At 32.6% G+C, this 24,678-nt stretch carries 26 protein-coding genes; 16 read left to right on the plus strand and 10 right to left on the minus strand.

What is annotated here, in order from left to right; translation table 11 throughout:
- The first annotated feature begins 20 nt into the window (after nt 1-20).
- From ACFS5M_RS05785 to ACFS5M_RS05800, 4 genes are all read left to right on the plus strand, one after another.
- The gene (locus tag ACFS5M_RS05785) at nt 21-512 is read left to right on the plus strand and encodes a hypothetical protein (RefSeq protein ID WP_379898169.1); all 492 of its coding nucleotides are present in this window, start codon (nt 21-23) and stop codon (nt 510-512) included.
- Nucleotides 513-698: 186 nt separating this feature from the next.
- Complete coding sequence (gene ffh, locus ACFS5M_RS05790; RefSeq protein ID WP_183486712.1) at nt 699-2,027, plus strand: signal recognition particle protein; 1,329 nt, start codon at nt 699-701, stop codon at nt 2,025-2,027.
- Nucleotides 2,028-2,152: 125 nt separating this feature from the next.
- Entirely contained in the window at nt 2,153-3,031 is an 879-nt protein-coding gene (locus tag ACFS5M_RS05795; protein WP_183486714.1) for a bifunctional 5,10-methylenetetrahydrofolate dehydrogenase/5,10-methenyltetrahydrofolate cyclohydrolase, read from the plus strand.
- A 17-nt stretch (nt 3,032-3,048) separates the two neighbouring features.
- The gene (locus ACFS5M_RS05800) at nt 3,049-3,774 is read left to right on the plus strand and encodes a YwaF family protein (protein ID WP_183486715.1); all 726 of its coding nucleotides are present in this window, start codon (nt 3,049-3,051) and stop codon (nt 3,772-3,774) included.
- A 1-nt stretch (nt 3,775) separates the two neighbouring features.
- Here ACFS5M_RS05800 and ACFS5M_RS05805 read toward each other — a convergent pair whose 3' ends face one another.
- The 9 genes from ACFS5M_RS05805 to ACFS5M_RS05845 form a co-directional block, all read right to left on the minus strand.
- On the minus strand, nt 3,776-4,762 hold the full coding sequence (locus ACFS5M_RS05805) for an alpha/beta fold hydrolase (protein WP_183486717.1): 987 nt from the start codon (nt 4,760-4,762) through the stop codon (nt 3,776-3,778).
- A gap of 28 nt (nt 4,763-4,790) precedes the next feature.
- A complete protein-coding gene (locus ACFS5M_RS05810) occupies nt 4,791-5,363 on the minus strand; it encodes a hypothetical protein (protein ID WP_183486719.1) in 573 nt (190 codons plus the stop codon).
- 112 nt (nt 5,364-5,475) lie between these two features.
- Nucleotides 5,476-6,303: a LytR/AlgR family response regulator transcription factor gene (locus tag ACFS5M_RS05815; RefSeq protein WP_183486721.1), complete on the minus strand. Its 828-nt coding sequence runs from the start codon at nt 6,301-6,303 to the stop codon at nt 5,476-5,478.
- Nucleotides 6,304-6,363: 60 nt separating this feature from the next.
- Complete coding sequence (locus ACFS5M_RS05820) at nt 6,364-7,116, minus strand: pseudouridine synthase (protein ID WP_183486723.1); 753 nt, start codon at nt 7,114-7,116, stop codon at nt 6,364-6,366.
- A 20-nt stretch (nt 7,117-7,136) separates the two neighbouring features.
- The gene (locus tag ACFS5M_RS05825; RefSeq protein ID WP_183486725.1) at nt 7,137-7,961 is read right to left on the minus strand and encodes an alpha/beta hydrolase; all 825 of its coding nucleotides are present in this window, start codon (nt 7,959-7,961) and stop codon (nt 7,137-7,139) included.
- Nucleotides 7,958-8,329 (minus strand): cupin domain-containing protein, encoded by a 372-nt coding sequence (locus ACFS5M_RS05830; protein WP_183486727.1) that lies wholly within the window; start codon nt 8,327-8,329, stop codon nt 7,958-7,960. The genes ACFS5M_RS05825 and ACFS5M_RS05830 overlap by 4 nt, the downstream gene beginning before the upstream one ends.
- 12 nt (nt 8,330-8,341) lie before the next feature.
- Nucleotides 8,342-9,313 carry a YitT family protein gene (locus ACFS5M_RS05835; protein WP_183486729.1) on the minus strand — a complete coding sequence of 324 codons (972 nt, stop codon included), beginning with the start codon at nt 9,311-9,313 and terminating at the stop codon, nt 8,342-8,344.
- 19 nt (nt 9,314-9,332) lie between these two features.
- Nucleotides 9,333-9,887, minus strand: coding sequence for a hypothetical protein (locus ACFS5M_RS05840; RefSeq protein WP_183486731.1), 555 nt, complete (start codon nt 9,885-9,887; stop codon nt 9,333-9,335).
- Nucleotides 9,888-9,928: 41 nt separating this feature from the next.
- Nucleotides 9,929-11,455 (minus strand): helicase HerA-like domain-containing protein, encoded by a 1,527-nt coding sequence (locus ACFS5M_RS05845; protein ID WP_183486733.1) that lies wholly within the window; start codon nt 11,453-11,455, stop codon nt 9,929-9,931.
- A gap of 95 nt (nt 11,456-11,550) precedes the next feature.
- Here ACFS5M_RS05845 and ACFS5M_RS05850 point away from each other — a divergent pair, with 95 nt between their 5' ends.
- Nucleotides 11,551-12,183 carry a 7-carboxy-7-deazaguanine synthase QueE gene (locus ACFS5M_RS05850; protein ID WP_183486735.1) on the plus strand — a complete coding sequence of 211 codons (633 nt, stop codon included), beginning with the start codon at nt 11,551-11,553 and terminating at the stop codon, nt 12,181-12,183.
- Nucleotides 12,184-12,239: 56 nt separating this feature from the next.
- On the opposite strand, the gene ACFS5M_RS05855 is transcribed toward ACFS5M_RS05850, so the two are convergent.
- Nucleotides 12,240-12,779: a DUF2911 domain-containing protein gene (locus ACFS5M_RS05855; RefSeq protein ID WP_183486737.1), complete on the minus strand. Its 540-nt coding sequence runs from the start codon at nt 12,777-12,779 to the stop codon at nt 12,240-12,242.
- Nucleotides 12,780-13,009: 230 nt separating this feature from the next.
- On the opposite strand from ACFS5M_RS05855, the gene asnB reads away from it, so the two are divergent.
- The 11 genes from asnB to ACFS5M_RS05910 all read left to right on the plus strand — a co-directional run bounded on the left by asnB (nt 13,010) and on the right by ACFS5M_RS05910 (nt 24,567).
- Complete coding sequence (asnB, locus tag ACFS5M_RS05860) at nt 13,010-14,674, plus strand: asparagine synthase B (protein ID WP_183486739.1); 1,665 nt, start codon at nt 13,010-13,012, stop codon at nt 14,672-14,674.
- A gap of 91 nt (nt 14,675-14,765) precedes the next feature.
- Nucleotides 14,766-15,497, plus strand: a complete 732-nt coding sequence (locus tag ACFS5M_RS05865) for a DUF6090 family protein (RefSeq protein WP_183486741.1) — start codon at nt 14,766-14,768, stop codon at nt 15,495-15,497.
- A 45-nt stretch (nt 15,498-15,542) separates the two neighbouring features.
- On the plus strand, nt 15,543-16,217 hold the full coding sequence (locus ACFS5M_RS05870; RefSeq protein ID WP_379898182.1) for a DUF6090 family protein: 675 nt from the start codon (nt 15,543-15,545) through the stop codon (nt 16,215-16,217).
- Nucleotides 16,218-16,249: 32 nt separating this feature from the next.
- Nucleotides 16,250-16,987, plus strand: a complete 738-nt coding sequence (locus ACFS5M_RS05875; RefSeq protein WP_183487322.1) for a DUF6090 family protein — start codon at nt 16,250-16,252, stop codon at nt 16,985-16,987.
- Nucleotides 16,988-17,309: 322 nt separating this feature from the next.
- Nucleotides 17,310-17,882: a DUF4870 domain-containing protein gene (locus tag ACFS5M_RS05880; RefSeq protein WP_183486745.1), complete on the plus strand. Its 573-nt coding sequence runs from the start codon at nt 17,310-17,312 to the stop codon at nt 17,880-17,882.
- Nucleotides 17,883-17,904: 22 nt separating this feature from the next.
- Nucleotides 17,905-18,618 carry a CPBP family intramembrane glutamic endopeptidase gene (locus ACFS5M_RS05885; protein ID WP_183486746.1) on the plus strand — a complete coding sequence of 238 codons (714 nt, stop codon included), beginning with the start codon at nt 17,905-17,907 and terminating at the stop codon, nt 18,616-18,618.
- 510 nt (nt 18,619-19,128) lie between these two features.
- Complete coding sequence (gene gyrB / locus ACFS5M_RS05890) at nt 19,129-21,078, plus strand: DNA topoisomerase (ATP-hydrolyzing) subunit B (RefSeq protein ID WP_183486748.1); 1,950 nt, start codon at nt 19,129-19,131, stop codon at nt 21,076-21,078.
- Complete coding sequence (locus tag ACFS5M_RS05895; RefSeq protein ID WP_183486750.1) at nt 21,071-22,039, plus strand: DUF6588 family protein; 969 nt, start codon at nt 21,071-21,073, stop codon at nt 22,037-22,039. The genes gyrB and ACFS5M_RS05895 overlap by 8 nt, the downstream gene beginning before the upstream one ends.
- Nucleotides 22,040-22,132: 93 nt before the next feature.
- Nucleotides 22,133-23,059, plus strand: a complete 927-nt coding sequence (gene mdh / locus ACFS5M_RS05900; RefSeq protein ID WP_183486752.1) for a malate dehydrogenase — start codon at nt 22,133-22,135, stop codon at nt 23,057-23,059.
- A gap of 89 nt (nt 23,060-23,148) precedes the next feature.
- On the plus strand, nt 23,149-23,811 hold the full coding sequence (locus tag ACFS5M_RS05905; protein ID WP_183486754.1) for a hypothetical protein: 663 nt from the start codon (nt 23,149-23,151) through the stop codon (nt 23,809-23,811).
- 135 nt (nt 23,812-23,946) lie between these two features.
- Nucleotides 23,947-24,567 (plus strand): hypothetical protein, encoded by a 621-nt coding sequence (locus ACFS5M_RS05910; RefSeq protein ID WP_183486756.1) that lies wholly within the window; start codon nt 23,947-23,949, stop codon nt 24,565-24,567.
- The last annotated feature ends 111 nt before the right edge of the window (nt 24,568-24,678 follow it).

The following is a 24,678-nucleotide window of genomic DNA, read 5'->3' on the forward strand; positions in this document are numbered from 1 at the left end:
TTAATCTAAAACAAAAAATTATGAAAAAAGCACTTATTTTAGCTTGGCTACTCGTATTGTCATTCTCACTTATGTCTGGAATGTGTTCTTCAGATGATCATGATGACGATGACGATGGTGGTCACAGCAATGCTGCAGAAATAGCAGCTTTAGAGAATACAATGGAATCAGGGAACTGGAAAATAACCTATTTCTTTGATACAGATAGTGATGAAACTAGTGACTATACTAGTTATATATTCAGTTTCGAAACAGATGGAACTTTAGTCGCTTCTAATGTCCTAAACACTTATACAGGAAGTTGGTCAATTACAGATAGTAGCAGTAGTGATGACGATGATGATGATAGTAGCGATGATATTGATTTCAACATTAACTTTAGCACACCAGCTGATTTTGTAGAACTTAGTGATGATTGGGATATTATTTTATATTCATCCACAAAAATTGAACTCATTGATGTTAGTGGCGGAGGTGGAGGAACTGACTACCTCACTTTTGAAAAACTTTAGTTTTAGTTGGTTAGTAAATAAAGGAAAAACATAATTTGTTTTTTAGCATGTAATCATTGGTTTTTCCTAAATTTCAAATAGCTGTTTATGAAAATAAGCAGCTATTTTTTTGTTATTATTATTAAATTCTTACTTTTTATTACAGGACAAATCCGTAAATTTGCATCTTTCAAAAGCAAATGATTTATGTTTAATAATTTAAGTGAAAAGTTAGATAAAGCACTACACGTATTAAAAGGACATGGTAGTATTACTGAAGTTAATGTTGCAGAAACCTTAAAAGAAGTACGTCGCGCCTTGCTAGATGCAGATGTTAACTTTAAAATTGCAAAAGAATTTACTAATAAAGTAAAACAAAAAGCTTTAGGACAAAATGTTTTAACAAGTCTACAACCTGGGCAACTCATGGTTAAGATTGTTAAAGATGAATTGACTGAGTTAATGGGTGGAGATGCCGAAGGACTTAATTTATCTGCGACACCAAGTGTAATTTTAATGTCTGGTTTACAAGGTTCTGGTAAAACAACCTTTTCTGGAAAATTAGCCAACTTTCTAAAAAATAAAAAAACTAAAAAACCTTTATTAGTCGCTTGTGATGTGTATCGTCCAGCAGCAATAGATCAATTACATGTTGTAGGAGATCAAATTAATGTTGAGGTGTTTAGTGATAAAGGAAATCAAGATCCAGTAGCCATAGCTCAAGCAGGTATTGCGCATGCCAAAGCTAATGGACATAACATTGTGATTATTGATACAGCTGGTCGATTGGCTGTTGATGAGGCTATGATGACTGAAATTTCTAATATTCACAAAGCTATTCAGCCTCAAGAGACCTTGTTTGTCGTCGATTCTATGACTGGGCAAGATGCAGTAAATACAGCAAAAGCGTTTAATGATATTTTAAATTTTGATGGAGTTATCCTAACCAAACTGGATGGTGATACTCGTGGTGGTGCAGCGATTTCTATTAAATCTGTCGTTAATAAACCTATTAAATTTATTGGAACAGGAGAGAAGATGGAAGCTATTGATGTCTTCTATCCTTCACGTATGGCAGATCGTATTCTTGGAATGGGAGATGTCGTGTCACTTGTTGAAAGAGCTCAAGAACAATTTGATGAAGAAGAAGCGCGTAAGCTTCAAAAGAAAATCGCTAAAAATCAATTTGGATTTGATGATTTCTTAAAGCAAATTCAGCAAATTAAGAAAATGGGGAATATGAAAGACCTTGTTGGAATGATTCCAGGTGCTGGAAAAATGATGAAAGATATAGATATAGATGATGATGCTTTTAAAGGTATTGAGGCTATTATTCATTCAATGACGCCAAAAGAAAGATCACAACCAGCCATTATAAATGCAAGTCGGAAAAAACGTATTGGAAAGGGTTCTGGAACTTCTGTTCAAGAAGTTAATCAATTATTAAAGCAATTCAACCAAATGAGCAAGATGATGAAAATGATGCAAGGTGGTGGCGGAAAACGTATGATGCAAGCTATGAAAAACATGAGATAACCTCATGTTTTTTTATTATGATAAAAAATCAGTGTCACCTCGAGCGCAGTCGAGAGGTCGCATAAACAATTTAGTTTTTATAAGGTCTCGACTGCGCTCGACCTGACATAATAATTTTATTATCAATGACAATTCTAGACGGAAAAAAAGTAAGTAACGACATTAAAGATGAAATTACTGAACAAGTAAAAAAAATGAAAGCCAAAGGCGAAAAAGTGCCTCATTTAGCTGCAATTATTGTTGGTAATGATGGCGCTAGTTTGACTTATGTTGCTAGTAAAGTTCGCGCTTGTGAACGCGTTGGCTTTGAATCAACCATGGTGAGAATGTCTAACACAACGAGCGAGATAGAGTTGTTAGATAGAATTGAAGAATTAAATGAGAATGATGATATCGATGGTTTTATTATTCAACTGCCATTACCTCCTCAAATAAATACGCAAAAGGTATTAATGGCTGTTCATCCTGATAAAGATGTTGATGGTTTTCACCCTACCAATTTTGGAAAAATGGCTTTAGATATGTCCACATTTATTCCAGCAACACCTTTCGGTATTTTAGAATTATTAGATCGCTATGGTGTGCAAACTAAAGGGAAACATACTGTGGTTATAGGACGTTCACATATTGTAGGACGACCAATGAGTATCTTAATGGGAAGGAAAGGGTTTCCAGGAAACTCTACTGTAACCTTAACACATAGTCACACCAAAAATATTACTCAAATTACAAGCCAAGCAGATATCATTATTACAGCTTTAGGTCATCCAAATTATTTAAAAGCTGAAATGGTTAAAGATGATGTCGTAATAATTGATGTTGGTATTACGCGTGTTCCTGATGAAAGCAATGCCAAAGGATATGTTATTACTGGCGATGTCGATTTTGAAAATGTAAGTAAAAAGGCTAGTTATATTACGCCAGTTCCTGGAGGTGTTGGTCCAATGACGATTGCAATGCTATTAAAAAACACCTTATTAGCTAGAGAGCGTCATATGCAATAAAGAACTTATATTGCAGTATGATTTTTAATCTACTAGCTTCTTCAATAAGTTTAGAACGTGTTACTATTGGTAGTGCACAACATGTAGTGCCTATATGTATTGCCTTGCTATGTTGTGTGGTGCTAATTCGTGTTTCTAACCGTAAATTTAACCAGCAACAAAAAGAAAAAACCTTTCAATGGTTAGGGGCTTTTGTGTCTTTAACGGTTCTTGTCTTTCATGGCTATTATATGAGCCTTGGAACATATAATTTTTCTGAAGACTTGCCTTTATTTTTATGCAGTTTCTTGGCTTTAATAATTCCAGTTTTCACACACTTTAGAAAATATTGGATGTATGAGATACTCTTGTTTTGGATTATTGCTGGGACATCTCAAGGTGTAATTACACCAGATATAGCTGAAGGTTTTCCTAGTTTTGATTATTTTAGATATTGGATTGTTCATTTAGGCTTACTCATCATTATATTTTATGCAACTTTAGTTTTGAAGATGCGTCCACAATTTAAAAGCGTCTTTAAATCCTTTTTAGCACTGCAAGTATATGCTATTGTTTTAATGGGTGTTAATTATTTGCTTGATGCAAATTATTCCTATTTAAACAGAAAACCAGAATCGGCTTCAGCACTTGATTATTTAGGTGATTGGCCTTATTATTTGTTGGTCATGGAAGCGATTCTGATTCCGTTTTTCTTATTGATTTATTTGCTGTTTTATCTTACAAGAAAAAAAGCTTTTCTGTAAGTCATTTATTATTGTATTCTTCACTAGAAAGAAAATAATTAATTAATGAAATCACTTTTTTACTTTCGTCATGATGTACAAAATGTCCAGCATTTGAAAGCACGTTTATAGTTAAATCATTGTCAACATGCTCCCAAGTATTATTATGATCTTTGGTAATTAAAAATTGATCTTTTTTGCCATGAATAATAAGTACTGGCATTTTAATATTTTGAAGGTTATCATTTCTTCTTAAAAAGTATTCTTTATTGTAATTTTCAGAGTTTTGAACATTTGCCTTATAGTAGTTTATCATGGCATTTTTATCAGATTTTTCGAAGGCAGTATTATAGAGTTGTTTGTCATAATCGTTAGTCACTTTATTTGAAAACCAATTTTCATTTAAATTTTGCTTAAACTCCTCACTTATAAATGTATCAACATAGCTTGTTTCTTTTTCATTAAAAGGGACTTCCACTTTTTTATCTCCTGCTTTAGGATGAGGCACACTTAAAATGACAAGTTTTTTAATAAGGCGTGGATTTCTAGCGGCTAAGCGCCATGAGATAGCAGCTCCCCAATCATGTGCGACAAGGTATATGGATTTGTTTCCAATATCTCTTATGACTGCTAATAAATCGTTAATTAAAATGTCAAAAGTATAGTTGTCAACACCTTTGGGTTTATCACTTAAATTATAACCTCTTAAGTCTATTGAAGCAACATAATAGTCTTTTGAGAAAAATTCCATTTGGTCTTTCCATGAATACCAAAAATCTGGAAAACCATGTACAAATAATATTAAAGGTTTTTCCTTTTTTCCAGTTGTAACGTAATGAATGTTAATCCCATCATTATTAGCATAATGATGTTCTACTGTATTGTAAAAGCTTTTTTCTTGAGCATATAAAATATTGACGGTTAATAGAAAAACAGCTATAAATGCAATATTTTTTGAGCCTTTTAGTGCGACTATTTTTTTTGATGTTAATGGACTTATTTTAGACATATTTAGAACCACTTTTATAAGAGATTTACTATTCTCTTACACATTCAATCTTCCAAAAAGGAAAGGTTATTGTTCCAGATTTATCCACCCATTCGCCAATCCATTTATAGCCAGATTCACTAATATCGTAAAACGTTAATCTGCTAAAACCTTCAGTCCCACTTGGAGCATTTTGAGCTTTAAATAAAACTATATTTCCATCATCGTTTTTATTGCCTTCCCAAGTACCTAAAGAAGTTGTAGGTCCAGCTGATGAATAATAATGAACATACCATTTACTGCTATCAGCAATAAATTGACGAATGCTTCCAGAATGATTTCCATCGGCTTTTAAAGTTTCATCTTGTACTGCTTTTCCATTCATGATGTATCTCCATTTCCAAGTCATATCTACTGGTTCTGCCCAAGTTTGATCTGGGTTTCTAGAGGTTGATTTACAATTGCATAAGCCAATTAAATCTTGATAGTCTTTAATTTGTTTTGGGGCTTCTGGGTTGGGTTGTCCATAAGGAAAAGCTTTAGAGGCTTCATATTCGTTTTGAGCATAGGTAAATACTGTTGCTAATACTAGAAGAATAGATAATTGAATTGTCTTTTTCATGATAATGATTTTTAGTTACATCAAATCAAATGAAAAAATAAGGATTTAAAAGGATAATTGCAGAGAGTAGTTGCTTATTTGCAGTAAGCTTGGTTAAAGAAAATATAAAGGGTTATGATAAAAAGTCTTTAACTGTTTTTAAATTGCTTTTAGATACTGAGATCTCTATGTTGTTATTGAGTATAAGGTTTGGCGAATTTGAAAGATTGAGTTCTTTAGCCATAGTCATGTTTACTATAGCCTTTCTGTGTACACGTAAAAAATTAGTGCTTAGTTTTTCTTCAAGTGCTTTTAATGAACTTCGCATAGTATAAGAATCATTATTTATAGTGTGCACTTTAACACAGTAATCATCAGCTTCAATCCAGCTAATTGTTTCTACAGGTATTATTTTTCGTTTGTTACCAATTTTTATATTCAGTATAGTTGCTTTTTCATCAATATCTTTAACAAGGTCATTATAAGTATGACTGTCTGTTTTTTTTATTTCTGATAGCTTTTGAACTTGTATTTGAAGTTTTTCGTTTGCAAAATAAAGCTGTAAAATAATAGTTATGGCTATATAGCCTAAAGTATAAACTGGCGCTTTTTGAAAGGCAAAAAAGGTCATGTATTCACCAACTAAATTGCTAAATGAAAAGGAGTCGTTAGTAAGCCATATTTGACTTATAGATATAATAAGAATATTTGTAAAAACTAAACTAAAAATTAAAACGGCATTTTTTAAGACTAAAGAGCTCTTTTGTTTATGTGATGCGTTTTTTTTGGAAAACCAGACTAAAAAAGTAGAGAGTAATAACCATATTAACCATCTGTAAGACTGAGTTTTTAAGACGCTGAAAAAGGAGACGTCCTGAGCTAAATTAAAGCGTTTTATATAAAAAAGCTGTTGTAAGGTTTCAAACGTAATCGCCATAATTAATATAGTGATTATCATCATAATGATTCGTTTTGTGTGCGATATTTTTGTAGCGAAACTAAACATTATTGTCTTTGCGTTTTACTTAGGTTTTTTGCTAGTGTGATAGGTTTTGGTTGAAGTTTCTAAAAGCTGATTAAGTGCTTTTAATTCTTCAGCTGTAAATTCACGATATTCACCAACAGGAACATCTAAAACGATATTCATAATTCGTACTCGCTTTAATGTTTGTACTTCATAGGTTAAGTATTCACACATGCGCCTAATTTGACGATTAAGTCCTTGGGTTAAAATAATTTTGAACTCGTAAGTTCCAAGTTTTTCAACAACACAAGGCTTTGTCGTTCGGTCTAAGTCCTCTAAATAAATGCCTTTAGACATGCGTTCAACAAAAGTTTGAGAAATAGGTTTGTCAACCGTTACAAGATATTCCTTTTCGTGATTATTACTAGCTCGAAGTATTTTGTTAACAATGTCACCATCATCTGTCATAAAAATTAAGCCTTCACTAGGTTTGTCAAGTCTTCCAATAGGGAAAATACGTTTTGGGTAATTTATAAAATCAATGATGTTATCTTTTTCAACTCGAGTGTCTGTCGTACAAACAATACCAACAGGCTTGTTGAATGCGAGGTAAGTAAAAGCCTCTTTGGAGTTTATAACAGGTTTGCCATCTACATGAATTTCATCATTAGGACTGACTTTAGTTCCCATTTCAGGAACCACACCATTAACCGTCACTCTACCTGCATCTATAAGTCGGTCTGCTTCTCTGCGAGAGCAATAGCCAACTTCACTTAAATATTTGTTGAGACGTTTAAGAGGTGTTTCCATAGTACAAAGGTAGGATAACTTTATTCAGCAATAAAAGTTTTTATATGTTCTATAACAGTATCATTATTTAATGAATGTCCGAACCCTTGTGTGGTGATTAATTTTGCGTTTTTAAATTCCTGCTCATACTGTTTAGCATCAGAGTAAGGAATTACCTTGTCTTTTTCATCATGTATAATAAGTCCAGAAGCTGTAATGCTTTTTGAAAATCTGGCTGCTGAAAAATAAGAAGGTAATTGACCGAGTTTATTTAATACAATCTGATCAATTTGTCTGTTCACTTTAGCGTTGTATCCCATCATTTTGGAATAACGATTAAAAACACCTGTGAAATTAGAAGGTGATCCAAGTAAAACTAATTTTTCAAGTTCTGGGTTTTGGTATTTATATTGATAAAAAATTGAAGCCATTCCGCCAACAGAATGCCCAATTATAACATCTGGGTTAAATTTTTTAACAGCCACGTTAATGAATTCTGAGTATAAGATGGCATTAAACCTTTTGCTTCCAGAGCGTCCATGTGCAGGTGCATCTAGAGCAATAATATTATAATCCTGTTTTTTTAATTTTTCAATTAAAGTTTTCCACCTTGCAGCATTGCTTTCCCATCCATGAGCAAGAAGGATGGTTTTGTTTTTACCAACCCATCTATAGGTCATTACAGGAAATACTTCGTAGGATAACTCTTCCTTAAAAGCAGTGTCTAAAAAGTCAAAATCTTTTTCATTGATTCTTCCTCTGAAAGGCGTAGAAAATAAAGTTATTGCTAAATGTCCAGCAAATTTTTTAGATATAAAACTTAATGTATTTATTTTAAAACCAATTATTTTAGCAATAATACTCATTCATTTTCTCTGTTAACTAAATCCATTGAAAATGCAGGTAAACAAATAGCAATGTATTCACAAGCTAATGTAAATGGATTTGAATATTGTACTCTGGTGTTTTTATTTATTTTGATAGATTGTCCAGCTTCTAAAATTATAACTTCATCTTCAATAATAAATTGCTTTTTACCTTTAATTATATAGGTGTATTCGTCAAAATCTGGTGTTTGAAAGGGTTCGCTCCAACCAGCAGGAGCTATCATATGAGCTATGCTTAGTTGTTTGTTATTATTACTTGCAAGCCCAAAATGTTCTTCAATAACTTTGCCGTCTGTAGTAGGAAATACAAAAGGAGAGGTTTGAATGGTATATTTTTTTGTAGTCACTAATTCTATAATTTATTTTAAAGGTTTCTTTTTAATCATTCCACCTTTTAAATCTTTAACAATGCCTATAACGACAAAAGCATTTTTATCAATTTTATCGATTTCAGTGTATAGCTTAGCTAATTCTAATCTCGTCATAACTGTATAAATAATATCTTTATCGTAGCTTTTTCCGTTTTTACCATAACCTCCTTTTCCAGCATAAATTGTGCAGGCGCGCTGTAGTTTTTCTGTAACCATAATTCTCATGGCATCGTGTTTTTCAGAAATAATTGTGATTCCAACATATTCTTCAACACCATCAACAACAAAATCTACTGTTTTTGCTGCAGATAAATAGGTGAGTATCGCATAAAGTGCAGTTTCAACAGACAGAACATAAGCACCAAAAGAAAATATGACAATATTGATAAGTAATAATACATCTCCTACAGTTATAGAAAGCTTACGACTTAAGAAAATAGCGAGTACTTCAGTGCCATCTATAACACTTCCACCTCTCATAGCCATTCCAATTCCTAGTCCTAAAAAGAAACCACCAAATATTGAGATTAAAAGTTTGTCTTCAGTAATTGTTGGGTAATCTAGATAATGCACTACTATGGCTAGAAAAGCAATGGCAACAACACTTCTTATAGCAAATTTAGCTCCAATAGTGCGTATAGCTAATAATAAAAAAGGCGTATTAACAAGAAGTAATAAGATACCAAGATTTATAGGTGTAATATTCTGTAATAATAATGAAATACCAGTGGCTCCACCATCAATAAATTGATTTGGTAACAAGAATCCTTTAAGTCCAAATCCTGCTGAAAACACACCAATAATAATAAAAATATATTCTTTTATAGCATGCGTCCATTCGACTTGAATATTTTTTATAATTGGAGTAATTTGTTTTTCGGTATATGGTGCTGTTGCATGCTTAGACTTAAGGCGTCTACGTGCTGCATCTGCTAATAATTTACCGAAAAATGGATTCATAAGTTTTTAATTATTGTGGTTAATTCCAACCAAACATGAAATACTTAATCTTAGCTTGGTCAGGAATTTGAATCGCTTCAATTTGTTTAGACATATCAAAACGTAATTCAGCAGGTAATTCTTTTTTGTCGATAGTAAAAAAGCCATTAATATCGTTGACAAATACAACCACATTCTTTATTGTATTTTGGATGCTTGATATTTTATAATTCTTTTTTATATCTCCAAAAGTACTTTCTACATTTAAGCCTTTTTCTGTTTTGTATTTAGAATCTATAATCTTAATTGTAGATATTGTAGTTAATGAATCTAAAGCTTGCTGAGGTGTTAAAACAAGTAATGGGTTTCCCGCTTTATCAAAGATTTCTATGTCATTGATGCTGCCTGTAAATTCATCACCTCCAATACGTTTTACGACACTGTCATTAATAAATATGGACTCGATGTCTTTAACTTTAGTTGAGTCGGTTAAAAGACCAATGCTGTTTTTTGTTATTAAATATGGATTGGCTTCTTTTTTACAAGAGGTCAATACTAGTGCAAATATGCAAAGTGAAAAAAATGTGTTTTTCATTAAAATGATATTAATTATTTATAGTTTGAATCTTCCTGAAATTATATGACTTTCTTTAAAATCCCAAAAACAGCACGAATAAACGTAGCGCTTGTTAATACTTTAACAACAGGATTTTGTCTTGTGCTTTTTCTTGAGCTGCTTGTACGAGTCGTAATCCTGCGTTCTTTTTCTTTGGCCTCTCGTTCTTTTTCTTTAGCTTTTACAAGTTCTGCTTTTTCAATTTTCTTGTTTAGCATTTCATAAGCACTTTCCCTATCTATAGTTTCATTGTATTTTAAAACCAATTTAGAATCGTCTAAAAGAGAATTTAATTCTGCATCTGTAAGCACATCCATGCGACTCATAGGAGCGCGCATCATGGTTGCAGCAAGTGGTGTTGGTCTTCCTTTTTCGTCTAAAGCAGAAACTAAGGCTTCTCCAATTCCTAAAGAAGTTAAAACTTCAGTAGTATCATAATAATCAGTATCAGGGTAATTTTGAGCAGTTAATTTAATAGCTTTTCTGTCTTTAGCAGTAAATGCTCTTAGTGCATGTTGTACCTTTAAACCTAGTTGGCTTAATACTGCTTCTGGAACATCTGTAGGATTTTGTGTCACAAAATACAAGCCAATACCTTTACTTCGAATTAATTTTACGATACTTTCAATTTGATTTAAAAGTGCTTTTGAAGCTTCATTGAAAATTAAATGCGCTTCGTCAATAAACATGATAAGTTCAGGTCTTCCAGAGTCACCTTGTTCTGGAAAGGTTTCATAAATTTCAGCTAATAAACTCAGCATAAATGTTGAGAATAATTTAGGCTTATCTTGAATGTCTGTTAAACGAATAATGTTTATATAGCCACGACCATCACGAGTAGTTCGAACTAAATCTTCAACTTCAAAACTTTTTTCGCCAAAGAAAAGATCGCCACCTTGTTGTTCAATTTCTACAACTTTACGAAGAATAGCACCAGTAGAAGCCGATGATATGCGTCCATAAGCATCTTCAAATTCTTTCTTGCCTTCTTGAGTAGCATATTGAAGCACTTTTTTGAAATCTTTTAAATCTAAAATAGGTAACTTATTGTCGTCACAATATTTAAAAATAACGGCAACGACTCCAGATTGAGTATCAGATAAATCTAAAATACGCGATAATAAAACAGGCCCAAATTCACTTACTGTGGCACGAAGGCGAACACCATCTTGCTCAGATAAAGACATGATTTCTACGGGGAATTTTTTAGGGTTAAAAGGGAGGCCTATTTTAGCATGACGTTCATCAATTTTAGCATGACCAGGACTTGGTTGTGCTAATCCGCTTAAATCTCCTTTAATATCCATGAGTAAAACAGGAATACCTTGCTCACTTAAATTTTCGGATAAAACTTGTAAGGTTTTTGTTTTACCAGTTCCAGTGGCACCAGCAATTAAACCGTGTCTGTTCATGGTTTTTAAAGGCACTTTTACAAAAGCATCTTTAATAGTTTCTCCATCTAACATGGCAGAGCCTAAGGTGATAAATTCGCCTTTAGTTTTATTGCCTTCTGTAATGTGATTAAAAAATTCTTCCTTTCTACTCATAATCATCAAAAATTTGGATAAAAATAGTGTAAATTTAGTCAACAATAAAATGGAAATATTAAAACTTATACCTTAAAAAACTATCTTTGCAGACTATGACAAGAAGTGAACGACAAGAGTTAATAGATAAAGGGTTATTATTACCATTAATGGAAGAGTTTTATACCATACAAGGTGAAGGCTATTATAAAGGTACTGCGGCTTATTTTGTTCGTATAGGAGGCTGTGATGTGGGTTGCCATTGGTGTGATGTAAAAGAAAGTTGGTTGCCAGAGTTACATCCTGCAACCGAAACATCTAAAATAGTTGCCAATGCAGCCAAGTATAGTAAGACTATTGTTGTCACTGGTGGCGAACCATTAATGTGGAATATGAACGAGCTAACAGGTCAATTAAAAGCTGAAGGCTTACAAGTGCATATAGAAACTTCTGGTGCATATCCTTTATCTGGAACTTGGGATTGGATTTGCCTTTCACCAAAAAAGAATAAACTTCCAACTGAAGCTGTTTATAATAAAGCACATGAACTAAAAGTGATTGTTTATAATAAGGATGATTTTCGTTTTGCTGAAGAGCAAGCTGCAAAAGTGAATGCCAATTGCATTTTGTATTTACAACCAGAATGGAGTAAAAGAGATAAAATGGTTCCTGAAATTGTAGACTACGTAATGGCTAATCCTAAATGGAAAGTGTCTTTACAAACACATAAATATCTAAATATTCCATAATAAAAAAAGCCTTCATCATGAAGGCTTTTTATTTTAGTCGCTATTAGATACTTTAATTATTTTATATTCATAGGTAAAGCTACTCTAGTATTTCCCCAGCCTAAATGCATGGTTCCTCCATCATCAAAAGCAATAGAAAACGCTTCTAGAGAAGTATCACTATTAGTCACATTTCCTTTTACTCTTGCAACATCATTAGCTTCGTTATAAAAATAAGTGCCCCAAACATTTAAGTCTGAGCTAAAAATGAAAGTCCATTCTGTTTCCCCAGGAATGGTAGATAAAGTATATGTTCCAGCTTTTATTAGTGTTCCAGCGACATCTGTGTCTTTGTAAAATGTGATTTCTGCAGCTTCATTTGCGCCAGTTCTCCATTGTTTGCCGTTTGGAGCTAAAGTTTCTAAAGATCTCCCTTTTAATTGTGGTCTGCTGTAAATGATTTTCACCGATTTGTTAGATTCTTTATAGTGGCTAGGAAAAGATGCAGCATCCATTGGACTTTTGTTTAAATCAGGAAATTCTTGCGCAGTAACAGTCAATGATAATAGCATTATAAATGCCATAGTTAGTGTTGAAATAAGTGTTGGTTTTTTCATGTTGATTTTATTTAGTGTTGATTAAAGTTATTGAATATTTGATTTAAAAGTCGCAAGCTTTTGTTAAAGTTTACACTTTGTAAAAAAAATAAAAAAATGTAGTGTATTATGTTTTGTATTTATATAAAAACAGAATATATAGTATCAAATTATAAGTAAAAAATGATTTATGGTTTAATTTTAATACAATAGTATGCATATTTGAATTATAATTTAAAGTAAAATATATTATGTGTGGAATTGTATGTGCGTTTGATTTAAAGCAAAAAGTAACAAAATTAAGGCCTCAAGTTTTAGAAATGGCAAAAAAAATACGTCATCGTGGTCCAGACTGGAGTGGTATTTATAGTGACGATAGCGCTATAATGGCGCATGAGCGTTTGGCGATTGTAGATCCAGCTTCTGGAAAACAACCCTTATTTAGTGAAGACCAAAAATTAGTTTTAGCTGCCAATGGTGAAATTTATAACCATCGTGAATTGCGTCAACAATTTGATGGTAGGTACAACTTTCAAACACAAAGTGATTGTGAAGTTATTTTAGCTTTATACCAAGAAAAAGGATATGAGTTTATAGATGATTTAAACGGTATTTTTGGATTTGCGATTTATGATGTTGAAAAAGATGAATACTTTATTGCTCGAGATCATATAGGTGTAATTCCTTTATATATAGGTTGGGATCAACATGGAACGTTTTATGTTGCTTCAGAGTTAAAAGCTTTAGAAGGTACGTGCACAAAAATAGAGCTATTTCCTCCAGGACATTATATGTCAAGTAAGGATGGCGAATTTGTGAAATGGTATAAGAGAGATTGGAGTGATTATGAGGCAGTAAAAGCGAATACTACAGAAATAGCTGAAGTACGTCAGGCTTTAGAAGATGCTGTGCACAGACAACTAATGAGTGATGTGCCTTATGGTGTATTACTCTCAGGAGGATTGGATTCTTCAATTACTTCAGCCATTGCTAAAAAATATGCACAACGTCGCATAGAAGACGATGATAAGGCAGAAGCCTGGTGGCCTCAGTTGCATTCTTTTTCTGTAGGATTAGAAGGCTCGCCAGATTTGGCGGCTGCAAAGAAAGTCGCAGATCATATTGGTACTGTGCATCATGAAATTAAATTCACGATTCAGGAAGGTTTAGATGCAATTAAAGATGTGATTTATAATATCGAAACCTATGATATTACTACAATACGTTCTTCGACGCCTATGTATTTAATGGCACGTGTGATTAAATCCATGGGTATAAAAATGGTGCTGTCTGGGGAAGGTGCAGACGAATTATTTGGAGGTTATTTATACTTTCATAAAGCACCTAACGCTAAAGAATTTCATGAAGAAACGGTTCGTAAATTAGACAAGTTACACATGTACGATTGTTTACGCGCCAACAAAAGCTTAGCGGCTTGGGGCATTGAAGGTCGTGTGCCTTTTTTAGATAAAGAGTTTATGGATGTGGCGATGCGCATCAACCCGCAAGATAAAATGATTAATGGAGAACGCATGGAAAAATGGGTCATTCGTAAAGCGTTTGAAGATATGCTTCCTGAAAGCGTAGCTTGGCGACAAAAAGAACAATTCTCTGATGGAGTAGGTTATAGTTGGATTGATACTTTGAAAATATTGGTGGACAAAGAAATTACAGATGAGCAAATGGAGAATGCGAAGTACAGATTTCCAATTCAAACACCACAAAACAAAGAAGAGTTTTATTATCGTTCTATTTTTGAAGAGCATTTTCCAAGTGATACCGCAGCTTATAGTGTACCACAAGAACCTAGTGTTGCTTGTAGTACTAAAATAGCCTTAGAATGGGACGAGGCCTTTAAAAACATGAATGAACCTTCAGGTAGAGCTATAGCAAATGTGCATGATGACTCCTACTAAATTTAATTTAGATTGATTATTTAAAACCAGCTTATTAGCTGGTTTTTCTATTTAAAAAATAGTTATCTTTAGGCATTAACCAAGCTATCAAATGATTAAGTTCTTCAAACGTATTCGTCAAAACCTCGTTACTGAAAACAAAACATCCAAATATTTTAAATACGCAATTGGCGAAATAGTGCTTGTGGTTATTGGAATTCTTATTGCGCTTCAAATCAATAATTGGAATGAAAAGCGTATAAACTCTAACAAAGAAACTGCTGTTTTAGCTAACATTCATAAAGAGTTTATGAAAAACAAAAAACAGTTAGATTCAGTTGTTGGTACGCATAAAAAAGTACATCGTAGTTGTAATGAAATTATTAATCTATTTCCCATACGCTCAAAACCAGAACCTAAAGTTTTAGATTCATTATCTGTTTGGTTATGGGATTCTTATGGAGGTGTCACTTTTAATCCATCTCAAACAAGTATTAATGCATTGGCGAGCACTTCTTCCTTTAATATTATAAAAAATGACACTTTACGCGATTTGTTAATTTCTTGGAACGATTTGATTACAGATTACCAAGAAGAGGAAGAGCGCTCCAGAGATCATATATGGGATGTCTATGATCCCTACTTTTCTAAACATTTTGATTGGAATATGAATTTTAAAGATGAACGGAACAATTTTGATGCCTTACAAACTTTAGAATTTGAATTTCTGGTAAAAAGCAGATACGATTTTAACGACCAAATTTTATATTCTAGTGGCGAATTGCAAATCGTTCAAAAGACGCTTGATAAAATCATTGAACTCACTCAACTGAAAAACAACTAGAATTTTATGATTAAATTCTTTAGGCAAATCCGTCAAAACTTACTCATGGAAAACAAAACAGGCAAATATTTCAAATACGCTATTGGCGAAATAATCCTCGTAGTTATTGGTATACTCTTAGCACTTCAAATTAATAATTGGAATGATGTACGGAAGAATCAAAACTACGAGCAAGAAATTTTGTATTTAATTAGCCAAAATTTGACAAATGATTCAATCGCATTGTCCAAAGAATTGTTTAAATCAAAAGAAGCTAATGAATTAACAAATCGATTAATTAAACAAGTTGCCTTAAAGAATTATAGTGATAGTTTAAATTTTTGGATGGGAAAAATTATTTCATTTGAAAGATTCAAATCTCAATCCAGTGCTTTCGAAGTATTAAAATCTAAAGGGATAGAGACGGTTTCAAATAATGACCTTCAATTGGCATTAATATCGTATTATGATGAAATGTTATATAATGTGTACCAGTCTCTTAATGATGTAGAACATGCCTTTAAAGTAGATTGGCAGCCAGTAATAAAACAAGAGTTTTCGGATTTTAAATGGAGAGAATATTGTGTGCCTATTGATTCAAAAGCATTTTTTGAGAATCCGTCTAACCCCACTTTTTTTAAACTCTATAAGGATAATAGATCTGGTTCAGTTAGAAATATAGGATTAGCATTAGAAAGGATATCTGAAATCAAAAGGCTTATTAAAAAAGAACAGCAATGATTAAGGTTTTCAGAAAAATACGATACGATCTCATGAAACAAAATAAAAAGGGTAAGTACTTTAAATATGCCATTGGTGAAATCATTCTTGTGGTTATAGGAATCCTGATTGCGCTTCAGATTAATAACTGGAATGAAAACCGCAAATTGCAACAACGCGAAGTTCAAATTTTAAAGGAAATAAAGAGTGATTTATATCAGACCAAAAAAGATATTGAAAGGGCTGTAACCATGCATAAAGAAGTATTGGTTACAAATAAATATGTATTAGATGCCATTCATCTTAAAATACCTTATTCAGATTCAATTTATGGCGGATTTGCAGATGCTAGTCAGGAATTTGAAATAGTACCAAAAACGAGTGGTTTTGAAAATTTGAAAACTATTGGACTCAATACCATATCAAACGATAGCTTACGTATTGCCATTTCTAATATCTTTCAATTACGATTTACACGTTTACAGAACGACATGCGATCAAAAGGCACAGAATTTAATATTCAAAGTATGTTATTTCCTCATCAAGATAAATACTTTGAGGTTGATTTCTCTAAAGCTCGTAAGATTCCACGAAAATATTCAGATACTCTTAAGATGTTTAGTCTCAAAATAAGAAATTATGACGATTTTTTAAAAGATACTGAATTGTTTAAATTTCTACAGCTAACCACGATTATTAGAAGTTCTATAGTAGAAGATGAAATGGAAGTTGTTGGAGAAATAGACCAAGTTATTGAAAGTATAGACCAAGAACTTAAGAGAAAAAATTAATCAATGATTAAATTCTTTAGTGCTTTCAAAAGGCGACTCCTACAGGTTGTCTATGCGTTATTTGCCACAGGTTTTAGAAAAAACAAATGCCTTGTTGGTTAAACTTCGAAAACTATAATCATGATCAAGTTTTTTAGACCTATTAGAAGATCAAGAATTAAATGTAAAATTAGATAAGTCATAAATCAGTTAAAGTTGTTAATTTGATGAAATTTAGCATGAAAACTCCTATAAAACCTATAAATGTCTGATAGGTGACATTTAAATGACGTGAAAAAATCAAAGACAACATTGTAGATTTGTACCAACAAAATGATACAAAATGAAAAAGCAATCGCTTAAAGACAATTTAGTTTATCAACGAAAGTTAAAAGGGCTTACTCAAGATGAACTTGCGGAAAAAACAACTGTTGGTGTTAGAACAATTCAACGTATTGAAAAAGGCGAAGTACAGCCGCATTTACAAACGATAAAATTATTAGCTGTAGGCTTAGATATAGAAGTCGATGATTTAATCGTGCTTAATAACCCAAAAGAAGAAACGATACAGCGCAAATGGATGCTTTTATTACATGCGTCGCCGTTTTTCGGATTAATTATTCCTTTTGCTAATGTGTTGTTCCCGCTTTTTACATGGATGGGTAAAGCCGAAGACAATAAAATATACGATACACATGGTCGTGCAGTGGTTAATTTTCATTGTACTATAAATCTTATGCTAATAATCTCATTATTGTTGTTTTTTCCTTTTCCAGGATATAATTTCATTATAACGGGACTTGTTTTTCTTTTTGGAATTGTATTTAGTCTTAAAAATGTGATGTCTGCTTTGGGTTCTGGCACATGTAATTATCCATTGTCTATTCCTTTTTTGAAACCTAAAATAAATAAATAATAACTTTAAATTGTATTGAAATATGTTAGGATTATTAGTCATAATAATAATCTCATGGATACTTTTGTATTTTATTGAGAAGAAAAATATAGATGTTTTAGGAATTGTCCCTAATAAAAAACGCGGATTACAATTTGTAATCGGATTTGTCTTTATAGTATTAATTACCCTTTCACTAGTTTATATAGAAACAATGATAAACTCAATTGTTTGGGAACAGAAATCTGTTGACTTCAGATTAATTTGTGATGCATTTGTGTATCATGTGAGATCTGCACTGACGGAAGATTTAGTCTTTAGAGGTGCTATTTTATACATACTCATTCGCAGGTTAGGTGCTAATTGGGGAATTTTGATTTCGGCTTTGTGCTTCGGAGTATATCATGTGTTTTCTTATGGCATGACTTCAGAAAGAATTGTACCTATTGTATATGTTATTCTGGTTACTGGTTTTACAGGATACGTTTGGGCCTATGCATTTGATAAAACCAAATCTATTCTCTTTGCACTCGGTTTGCATATAGGCTCTAATATGATTTTGACACTTTTCTTCCCATCACAAAATTACGGTGAGATCCTATTTACGGAACTGTCAAGAGTTCATCTTACAGAATGGAATGAGTTTTATTTCTCTTTATTTAAAGGGTTCTACGCTTCAGCAATGACCTTCTTGTTTTTGAGATTAATCTTGAAATCAAATTTTAAAATTTTTAAAACACCTCAAGAAACTGTATAATGAAATCACTCTTAAAAATGTATTCAACAGGTTTGTGAGTTAATTGTTATAACTAAAACTGTAAACTATTCAAGTGTTTTTTACACAGTAAAAATACTACTTTTGATGCAAGGTCATCATTTATAGGTTTTATTCTTGTCTTTAATAGTGTCTTTTTGTTGGTGACGTTTTTTGTTTGAAAATGGAATGGTTTTGGAGGTCAAAAATGAACATAAAATAGGCTGTTTTCGCTTCTAATAAAATTGTAAAATTTGAGTTTTAAGACGATTTGTAAATATAGCATTATCAAAAAGAATAAAAATACGTCTAAATCAATTTTAAGGTGTTTTTTAGTCGATTTAAGAGACTTTTAAGTAATTAACAATTGTTGATAATTTTCGTTCACCGCGTTTAAAATCCTTTTAAAAAGCGTTAAAAAGCCGTATATTTGTAAGTAATGAAAAATGATGCATTATGCGTCATTTTTTTATGCCAATAAAAACAAAATTTTAATACTAAGAATTAAATAATATGAGTCAAGAGAAAGAAGAGTTTAATAAACATAATTATTCCGCAGATAGTATTCAAGCACTTGAAGGTATGGAGCATGTTCGTATGCGTCCTTCCATGTATATTGGTGATGTTGGAACAAGAGGTTTGCATCATTTAGTATATGAGGTTGTAGATAACTCAATTGATGAGGCTTTAGCTGGTCACTGCGACAATATTACGGTAACGATAAATGAAGACAATTCCATAACAACAGAAGATGATGGTCGTGGAATTCCTGTAGATATCCATAAAAAAGAAGGTGTTTCTGCTTTAGAAGTCGTTATGACTAAAATTGGTGCTGGTGGTAAGTTCGATAAAGATTCTTATAAAGTATCAGGTGGTCTGCATGGTGTTGGGGTATCTTGTGTAAATGCCTTATCCGAACATTTAAAAGCAACAGTATATCGAGGTGGAAAAATTTACGAGCAAGAGTACGAACGTGGTAAAACTATGTATCCAGTAAAGCAAGTAGGCGATACGGATAAGAGAGGTACAACCGTAACTTTTAAGCCAGATCCTACAATTTTTACTCAAACCTTAGAGTATAGTTATGATACGTTAGCAAGTCGTTTACGTGAATTAGCGTATTTAAATAAAGGCATTACAGTTCATTTAATTGATAGACGACACAAAAAAGAGGATGGTGAATTTGAAGGAGAAACATTCCATTCTAAAGAAGGACTTAAAGAGTTTATAAAATTCTTAGATGGTAATAGAGAGCCTCTAATGAAAGATGTCATTGCTTTTGAAGGTGAAAAAAATGGTGTTCCTGTTGAAGTGGCAATGATTTATAATACATCTTATGCCGAAAACTTACACTCGTATGTTAATAACATTAATACGCATGAAGGTGGAACTCATTTGTCTGGTTTTCGTCGTGGATTAACACATACGCTTAAAAAATATGCAGACGAATCTGGAATGTTAGACAAGTTGAAATTTGACATTGCAGGAGATGATTTTCGTGAAGGCCTTACAGCTATTATCTCAGTAAAAGTTCAAGAACCACAATTTGAAGGACAAACAAAAACAAAGCTAGGTAATAGAGAAGTGTCTGCTTCTGTGAGTCAGGCTGTTTCTGAAATGTTAACGGATTATTTAGAAGAACATCCAGATGATGCTAAAACGATCGTACAAAAAGTAATTCTTGCTGCTCAAGCACGTCATGCTGCTCAGAAAGCTCGTGAAATGGTACAGCGCAAAACGGTTATGAGTATTGGTGGCTTGCCTGGAAAATTATCAGATTGCTCTGAGCAAGACCCAACAAAATGTGAGGTATTCTTAGTCGAGGGAGATTCGGCAGGTGGAACTGCAAAACAAGGTCGTGATCGTGCTTTTCAAGCAATTTTACCATTACGTGGTAAAATATTAAATGTGGAGAAAGCAATGACACATAAAGTATTTGAAAATGAAGAAATAAAAAATATCTTCACAGCTTTAGGTGTTACTATTGGAACAGAAGAAGATAGTAAAGCGTTAAATCTATCAAAATTGAGATATCACAAAGTAGTCATCATGTGTGATGCCGATATTGATGGTAGCCACATTGAGACATTAATTTTAACATTCTTCTTTAGATACATGAAGGAGCTTATCGAAAATGGACATATTTATATTGCAACTCCTCCATTGTACTTAGTAAAACGAGGTGCTAAAAAACAATATGCATGGAATGATGAGGAACGTGCTAAGATCATGGAAGAGTTTGGAGATGGAAGTAAGATACAACGTTATAAAGGTCTGGGAGAAATGAATGCGGAACAGCTTTGGGATACAACTATGAATCCTGGTTTTAGAACTTTACGTCAGGTTCAAATTGAAAATGGCGCTGAAGCAGATCGAATTTTCTCTATGTTAATGGGAGATGAGGTTCCTCCTCGTAGAGAATTTATTGAGAAGAATGCTGTTTATGCTAATATAGATGCGTAGCGTTCTCTTCCTAGTTGTGATGCTTCCATTTAGTGTAGCAGCTCAAGATGATCTTGCAAATGTTGCTGGAGATCTTATCTCGTTAACACAACAATACGTCTCGCCAGCTGTAGAAGCAACCACTTACCAATCATCTAGTGGTTGGTTTACAAGTGCTAAAAAAAAGAAGCTTTGGGAAGTAGAAGTCTCTGTACAAGGAAATTGGTTGTTTATTTCAAGTGGCAAAAAAACATTTGAAGTCAATGAAGCCAATCTTGTTAATATAGAAATTCAAGGCGCTGCCACTACAGCGACTATACCTACAGCTTTAGGAGGAGAAAGCGATGTGGTTTTACAAGGACAAATAGAAGGTGAAGCATTCGAGTTTGATGCACCTGAAGGTTTAGATGAATCTTATGTAAATCATTATCAAATGCAATTTGGTTTAGGACTTTGGAAAGGAACGACCCTAATTGGTAGATTTTCTCCAAAAATTAAAATTAATAGCACTTATTATCAGGTTGTTGGTGCTGGTGTACAACATAGTATTTCGCAATGGATTCCTAAATTAGAAGCTTCTTCTTTTGATGTGGCTGCTTTAGTGTCTTACGCGTCTTATAATGTAAGTGATGAATTTGATGCTGCAGATCTTACCTTAGGAACTATTAATTCAATTGATGTCGATGGCGATTCTTTCTTGTTTAATATTTTAGCTTCTAAAACAATCAAACAGTTTGATGTTTCTGCTGGTCTAGGCGTTAATGTGAGTAGTTTTTCCTATAAAATAGGTGGAGATGGTGAGCTTTTACTCGATGTATTAAATCAATCTTTACAATCGCTTGACAAAAGCACAACAAATTTTAATGCAGACCTAGGTGTGAATTACAATATTAAAAACTTTTCAGTTAATACAATGCTAACCTTTGGGAAGTATACAAATATTATTTTCGGATTAAATTACAATTTTAATAGGAAGAATTAGTCCTAAATTATCTTAGTTGAAATTTACTCAAAAGTGATTTATAAATATTAATTTTGTATTTCAATTAAATCAACACAAATAAAAAACAAACAAATGAAAGTAACAGTAGTAGGAGCAGGAGCAGTAGGAGCAAGTTGTGCAGAATATATTGCAATTAAAGACTTTGCTTCAGAAGTCGTTTTATTAGACATTAAAGAAGGCTTTGCAGAAGGTAAAGCTATGGATTTAATGCAAACAGCATCATTAAATGGCTTTGATACAAAAATCACAGGAGTAACAAATGATTATTCTAAAACAGCAAATAGTGATATTTGCGTGATTACTTCTGGAATACCTCGTAAACCAGGAATGACTCGTGAAGAATTAATTGGAATTAATGCAGGTATTGTAAAAATGGTGTCATCTAGTTTAATAGAACACTCTCCTAATACCATCATTATAGTCGTAAGTAATCCAATGGATACCATGACGTATTTAGTTCACAAAACAACTAACCTTCCTAAAAATAGAATTATTGGAATGGGAGGTGCTTTAGATTCTGCACGTTTTAAATTTAGACTCGCAGAAGCTTTAGGTGCACCAATATCTGATGTAGATGGAATGGTTATTGGAGGTCATAGTGATACAGGAATGGTGCCTTTAACTCGTCTTGCGACTAGAAATTCTGTGCCTGTTTCTAAATTTATTTCAGAAGATAGATTAGAACAAGTTTTACAAGATACTAAAGTAGGTGGAGCAACATTAACAAAATTATTAGGAACCTCTGCTTGGTATGCTCCTGGAGCTGCAGTTTCTGGTTTAGTACAGGCTATCGCTTGCGATCAAAAGAAAATGTTTCCATGCTCAACCTTATTAGAAGGAGAATATGGTTTAAACGATTTATGTATTGGAGCGCCTGTAATTTTAGGACGAAACGGAATTGAAAAAATTGTAGAAATTGAATTAAGCGATGCTGAAAAAACTCATCTAAACGCTAGCGCAGAAGGGGTTAAGAAAACAAATGGCTTATTAGATTTATAATAGTGAATTTTATTGTTTCTGTAGTTATGGCAAGATATTTGTCTTAATCACTGAAAAAAAACAAATATTTAACCTTAATAATTTTAACAATGAAAAAAATTTTATGCATCTTATTATTAGCTTTTAGTTTTAATACTATAGCCCAAGAGAAATTAACTGAAGGCGTTGTAACTTCTAAAATGACACTATCTTCAACGAATCCTGCAGCGCAATCGCAGTTTGATATGATCGGAGAAATTTTATCAACGACCTATTTTAAAGATAATAAAACGCGTTCTGAAGTTCAGAGCATGATGACTGGAGAAACGACTAACATTATTGATAATGACGAGAAGAAAATGTTAGTGTACATGAACAACCAAGCAGGAAAAGTTTATGCTGAAAGCACTTTTGATTCTTCTGAAGATGATTCAAAAAATGTAACAATTACTAAAGGTGAAGAAACTAAAACTGTAATGGGTTACGAATGTACTAAGTATAATGTTGTTGTAGAAAATGAAGGAACAGAAGTTAAGATGAATATTTTTGCAACAGATAAAATATCTGCCATTAGCCAACAAACAGTTACTTTTGGTGAAGAGTTTAAAGGATTTCCAATGTACATGGAAATTGAGATGAACCAAATGGGAATAGATATGACTATGACTATGGAGGTCACTAAAATTGAACCTCAAACAGTAAGTGAAGATAAGTTTGATATGACTCCTCCTGAAGGATACAAAAAAGTCGAGAGCTTACAACAAGGCATGTAATCTTAGCCATATTATAGTTAAAAAAAATGAGCAGCTTTTAAGTTGCTCATTTTTTTTAAGTGAACTTTGTATTCAACGTACTAATAATTATATAAAGACTTTAGTAATACAGTCTTTATTTTTTATATTAGCCACATGAAAACGAGATGGTACTTTAGTGCTCTAATTATTCTTGCCTTATTTGGTGCTTTAAGTCAGCAGCAAAATACAGTACCTAATCAAGAAATTGTATTGCAATTTGTTGATGCCAACATCTCCTCTCCTCAAGCTCAAAAAACAATTGCAAATGTAAAAGCGCAATTGCAAACCTTAGGAGTTCATAATATTCAAGTTGTTGAGAATATAGACGCTGGGACGCTAAAAATCACTTATTATAGCGATGCAGATGTTACTCATGTTAAAAGTATTCTTTCTAATGATGAAAAGCTTGAACTCGGTTTTGCTACAACAAATCAACATGAAGACCCAATAAGATTTCCTTCAGAAAAAGAAGCTGCAACATATAATTTTGATGTCTACAAAATCGCAGATACCAATGATTCTAATTCAGGTTTTGGTGGAAAATATGCCATACAACTCAATCAAGAATTTGATCGATTTTTTAATCCTACGATATACCCTTTAGGGAATCTAATTAAGACTTCAATTGAAAGTAATAATGTAAAAGTAGCTTATACTGTTAATAATGAAATTGCTGTAGCAATAAATAATATTCCTCATCAAATACCTGAAGGTCGAGCTGGACCTTCAGCTTAATTCATTAAGACTATCATATTAAATAGCTGTCATTATTCAATGAGTAAAGCTATAAATCGTATTTAAACATAAATAATTGTCAAATTATACCGTAAGTTTTATATTTGCGCG

The organism is Lacinutrix iliipiscaria (assembly GCF_042686125.1).
Lineage (GTDB): Bacteria > Bacteroidota > Bacteroidia > Flavobacteriales > Flavobacteriaceae > Oceanihabitans > Oceanihabitans iliipiscarium.

Excerpts from the sequence above, each read along its gene's own strand:
- ACFS5M_RS05785 (WP_379898169.1), top strand. The coding sequence starts at position 21 with ATGAAAAAAGCACTTATTTTAGCTTGGCTACTCGTATTGTCATTCTCA.
- ffh (WP_183486712.1), top strand. The coding sequence starts at position 699 with ATGTTTAATAATTTAAGTGAAAAGTTAGATAAAGCACTACACGTATTA.
- ACFS5M_RS05795 (WP_183486714.1), top strand. The coding sequence starts at position 2,153 with ATGACAATTCTAGACGGAAAAAAAGTAAGTAACGACATTAAAGATGAA.
- ACFS5M_RS05800 (WP_183486715.1), top strand. The coding sequence starts at position 3,049 with ATGATTTTTAATCTACTAGCTTCTTCAATAAGTTTAGAACGTGTTACT.
- ACFS5M_RS05805 (WP_183486717.1), bottom strand. The coding sequence starts at position 4,762 with ATGTCTAAAATAAGTCCATTAACATCAAAAAAAATAGTCGCACTAAAA.
- ACFS5M_RS05810 (WP_183486719.1), bottom strand. The coding sequence starts at position 5,363 with ATGAAAAAGACAATTCAATTATCTATTCTTCTAGTATTAGCAACAGTA.
- ACFS5M_RS05815 (WP_183486721.1), bottom strand. The coding sequence starts at position 6,303 with ATGATGATAATCACTATATTAATTATGGCGATTACGTTTGAAACCTTA.
- ACFS5M_RS05820 (WP_183486723.1), bottom strand. The coding sequence starts at position 7,116 with ATGGAAACACCTCTTAAACGTCTCAACAAATATTTAAGTGAAGTTGGC.
- ACFS5M_RS05825 (WP_183486725.1), bottom strand. The coding sequence starts at position 7,961 with ATGAGTATTATTGCTAAAATAATTGGTTTTAAAATAAATACATTAAGT.
- ACFS5M_RS05835 (WP_183486729.1), bottom strand. The coding sequence starts at position 9,313 with ATGAATCCATTTTTCGGTAAATTATTAGCAGATGCAGCACGTAGACGC.
- ACFS5M_RS05840 (WP_183486731.1), bottom strand. The coding sequence starts at position 9,887 with ATGAAAAACACATTTTTTTCACTTTGCATATTTGCACTAGTATTGACC.
- ACFS5M_RS05845 (WP_183486733.1), bottom strand. The coding sequence starts at position 11,455 with ATGAGTAGAAAGGAAGAATTTTTTAATCACATTACAGAAGGCAATAAA.
- ACFS5M_RS05850 (WP_183486735.1), top strand. The coding sequence starts at position 11,551 with ATGACAAGAAGTGAACGACAAGAGTTAATAGATAAAGGGTTATTATTA.
- ACFS5M_RS05855 (WP_183486737.1), bottom strand. The coding sequence starts at position 12,779 with ATGAAAAAACCAACACTTATTTCAACACTAACTATGGCATTTATAATG.
- asnB (WP_183486739.1), top strand. The coding sequence starts at position 13,010 with ATGTGTGGAATTGTATGTGCGTTTGATTTAAAGCAAAAAGTAACAAAA.
- ACFS5M_RS05865 (WP_183486741.1), top strand. The coding sequence starts at position 14,766 with ATGATTAAGTTCTTCAAACGTATTCGTCAAAACCTCGTTACTGAAAAC.
- ACFS5M_RS05870 (WP_379898182.1), top strand. The coding sequence starts at position 15,543 with ATGGAAAACAAAACAGGCAAATATTTCAAATACGCTATTGGCGAAATA.
- ACFS5M_RS05875 (WP_183487322.1), top strand. The coding sequence starts at position 16,250 with ATGAAACAAAATAAAAAGGGTAAGTACTTTAAATATGCCATTGGTGAA.
- ACFS5M_RS05880 (WP_183486745.1), top strand. The coding sequence starts at position 17,310 with ATGAAAAAGCAATCGCTTAAAGACAATTTAGTTTATCAACGAAAGTTA.
- ACFS5M_RS05885 (WP_183486746.1), top strand. The coding sequence starts at position 17,905 with ATGTTAGGATTATTAGTCATAATAATAATCTCATGGATACTTTTGTAT.
- gyrB (WP_183486748.1), top strand. The coding sequence starts at position 19,129 with ATGAGTCAAGAGAAAGAAGAGTTTAATAAACATAATTATTCCGCAGAT.
- ACFS5M_RS05895 (WP_183486750.1), top strand. The coding sequence starts at position 21,071 with ATGCGTAGCGTTCTCTTCCTAGTTGTGATGCTTCCATTTAGTGTAGCA.
- mdh (WP_183486752.1), top strand. The coding sequence starts at position 22,133 with ATGAAAGTAACAGTAGTAGGAGCAGGAGCAGTAGGAGCAAGTTGTGCA.
- ACFS5M_RS05905 (WP_183486754.1), top strand. The coding sequence starts at position 23,149 with ATGAAAAAAATTTTATGCATCTTATTATTAGCTTTTAGTTTTAATACT.
- ACFS5M_RS05910 (WP_183486756.1), top strand. The coding sequence starts at position 23,947 with ATGAAAACGAGATGGTACTTTAGTGCTCTAATTATTCTTGCCTTATTT.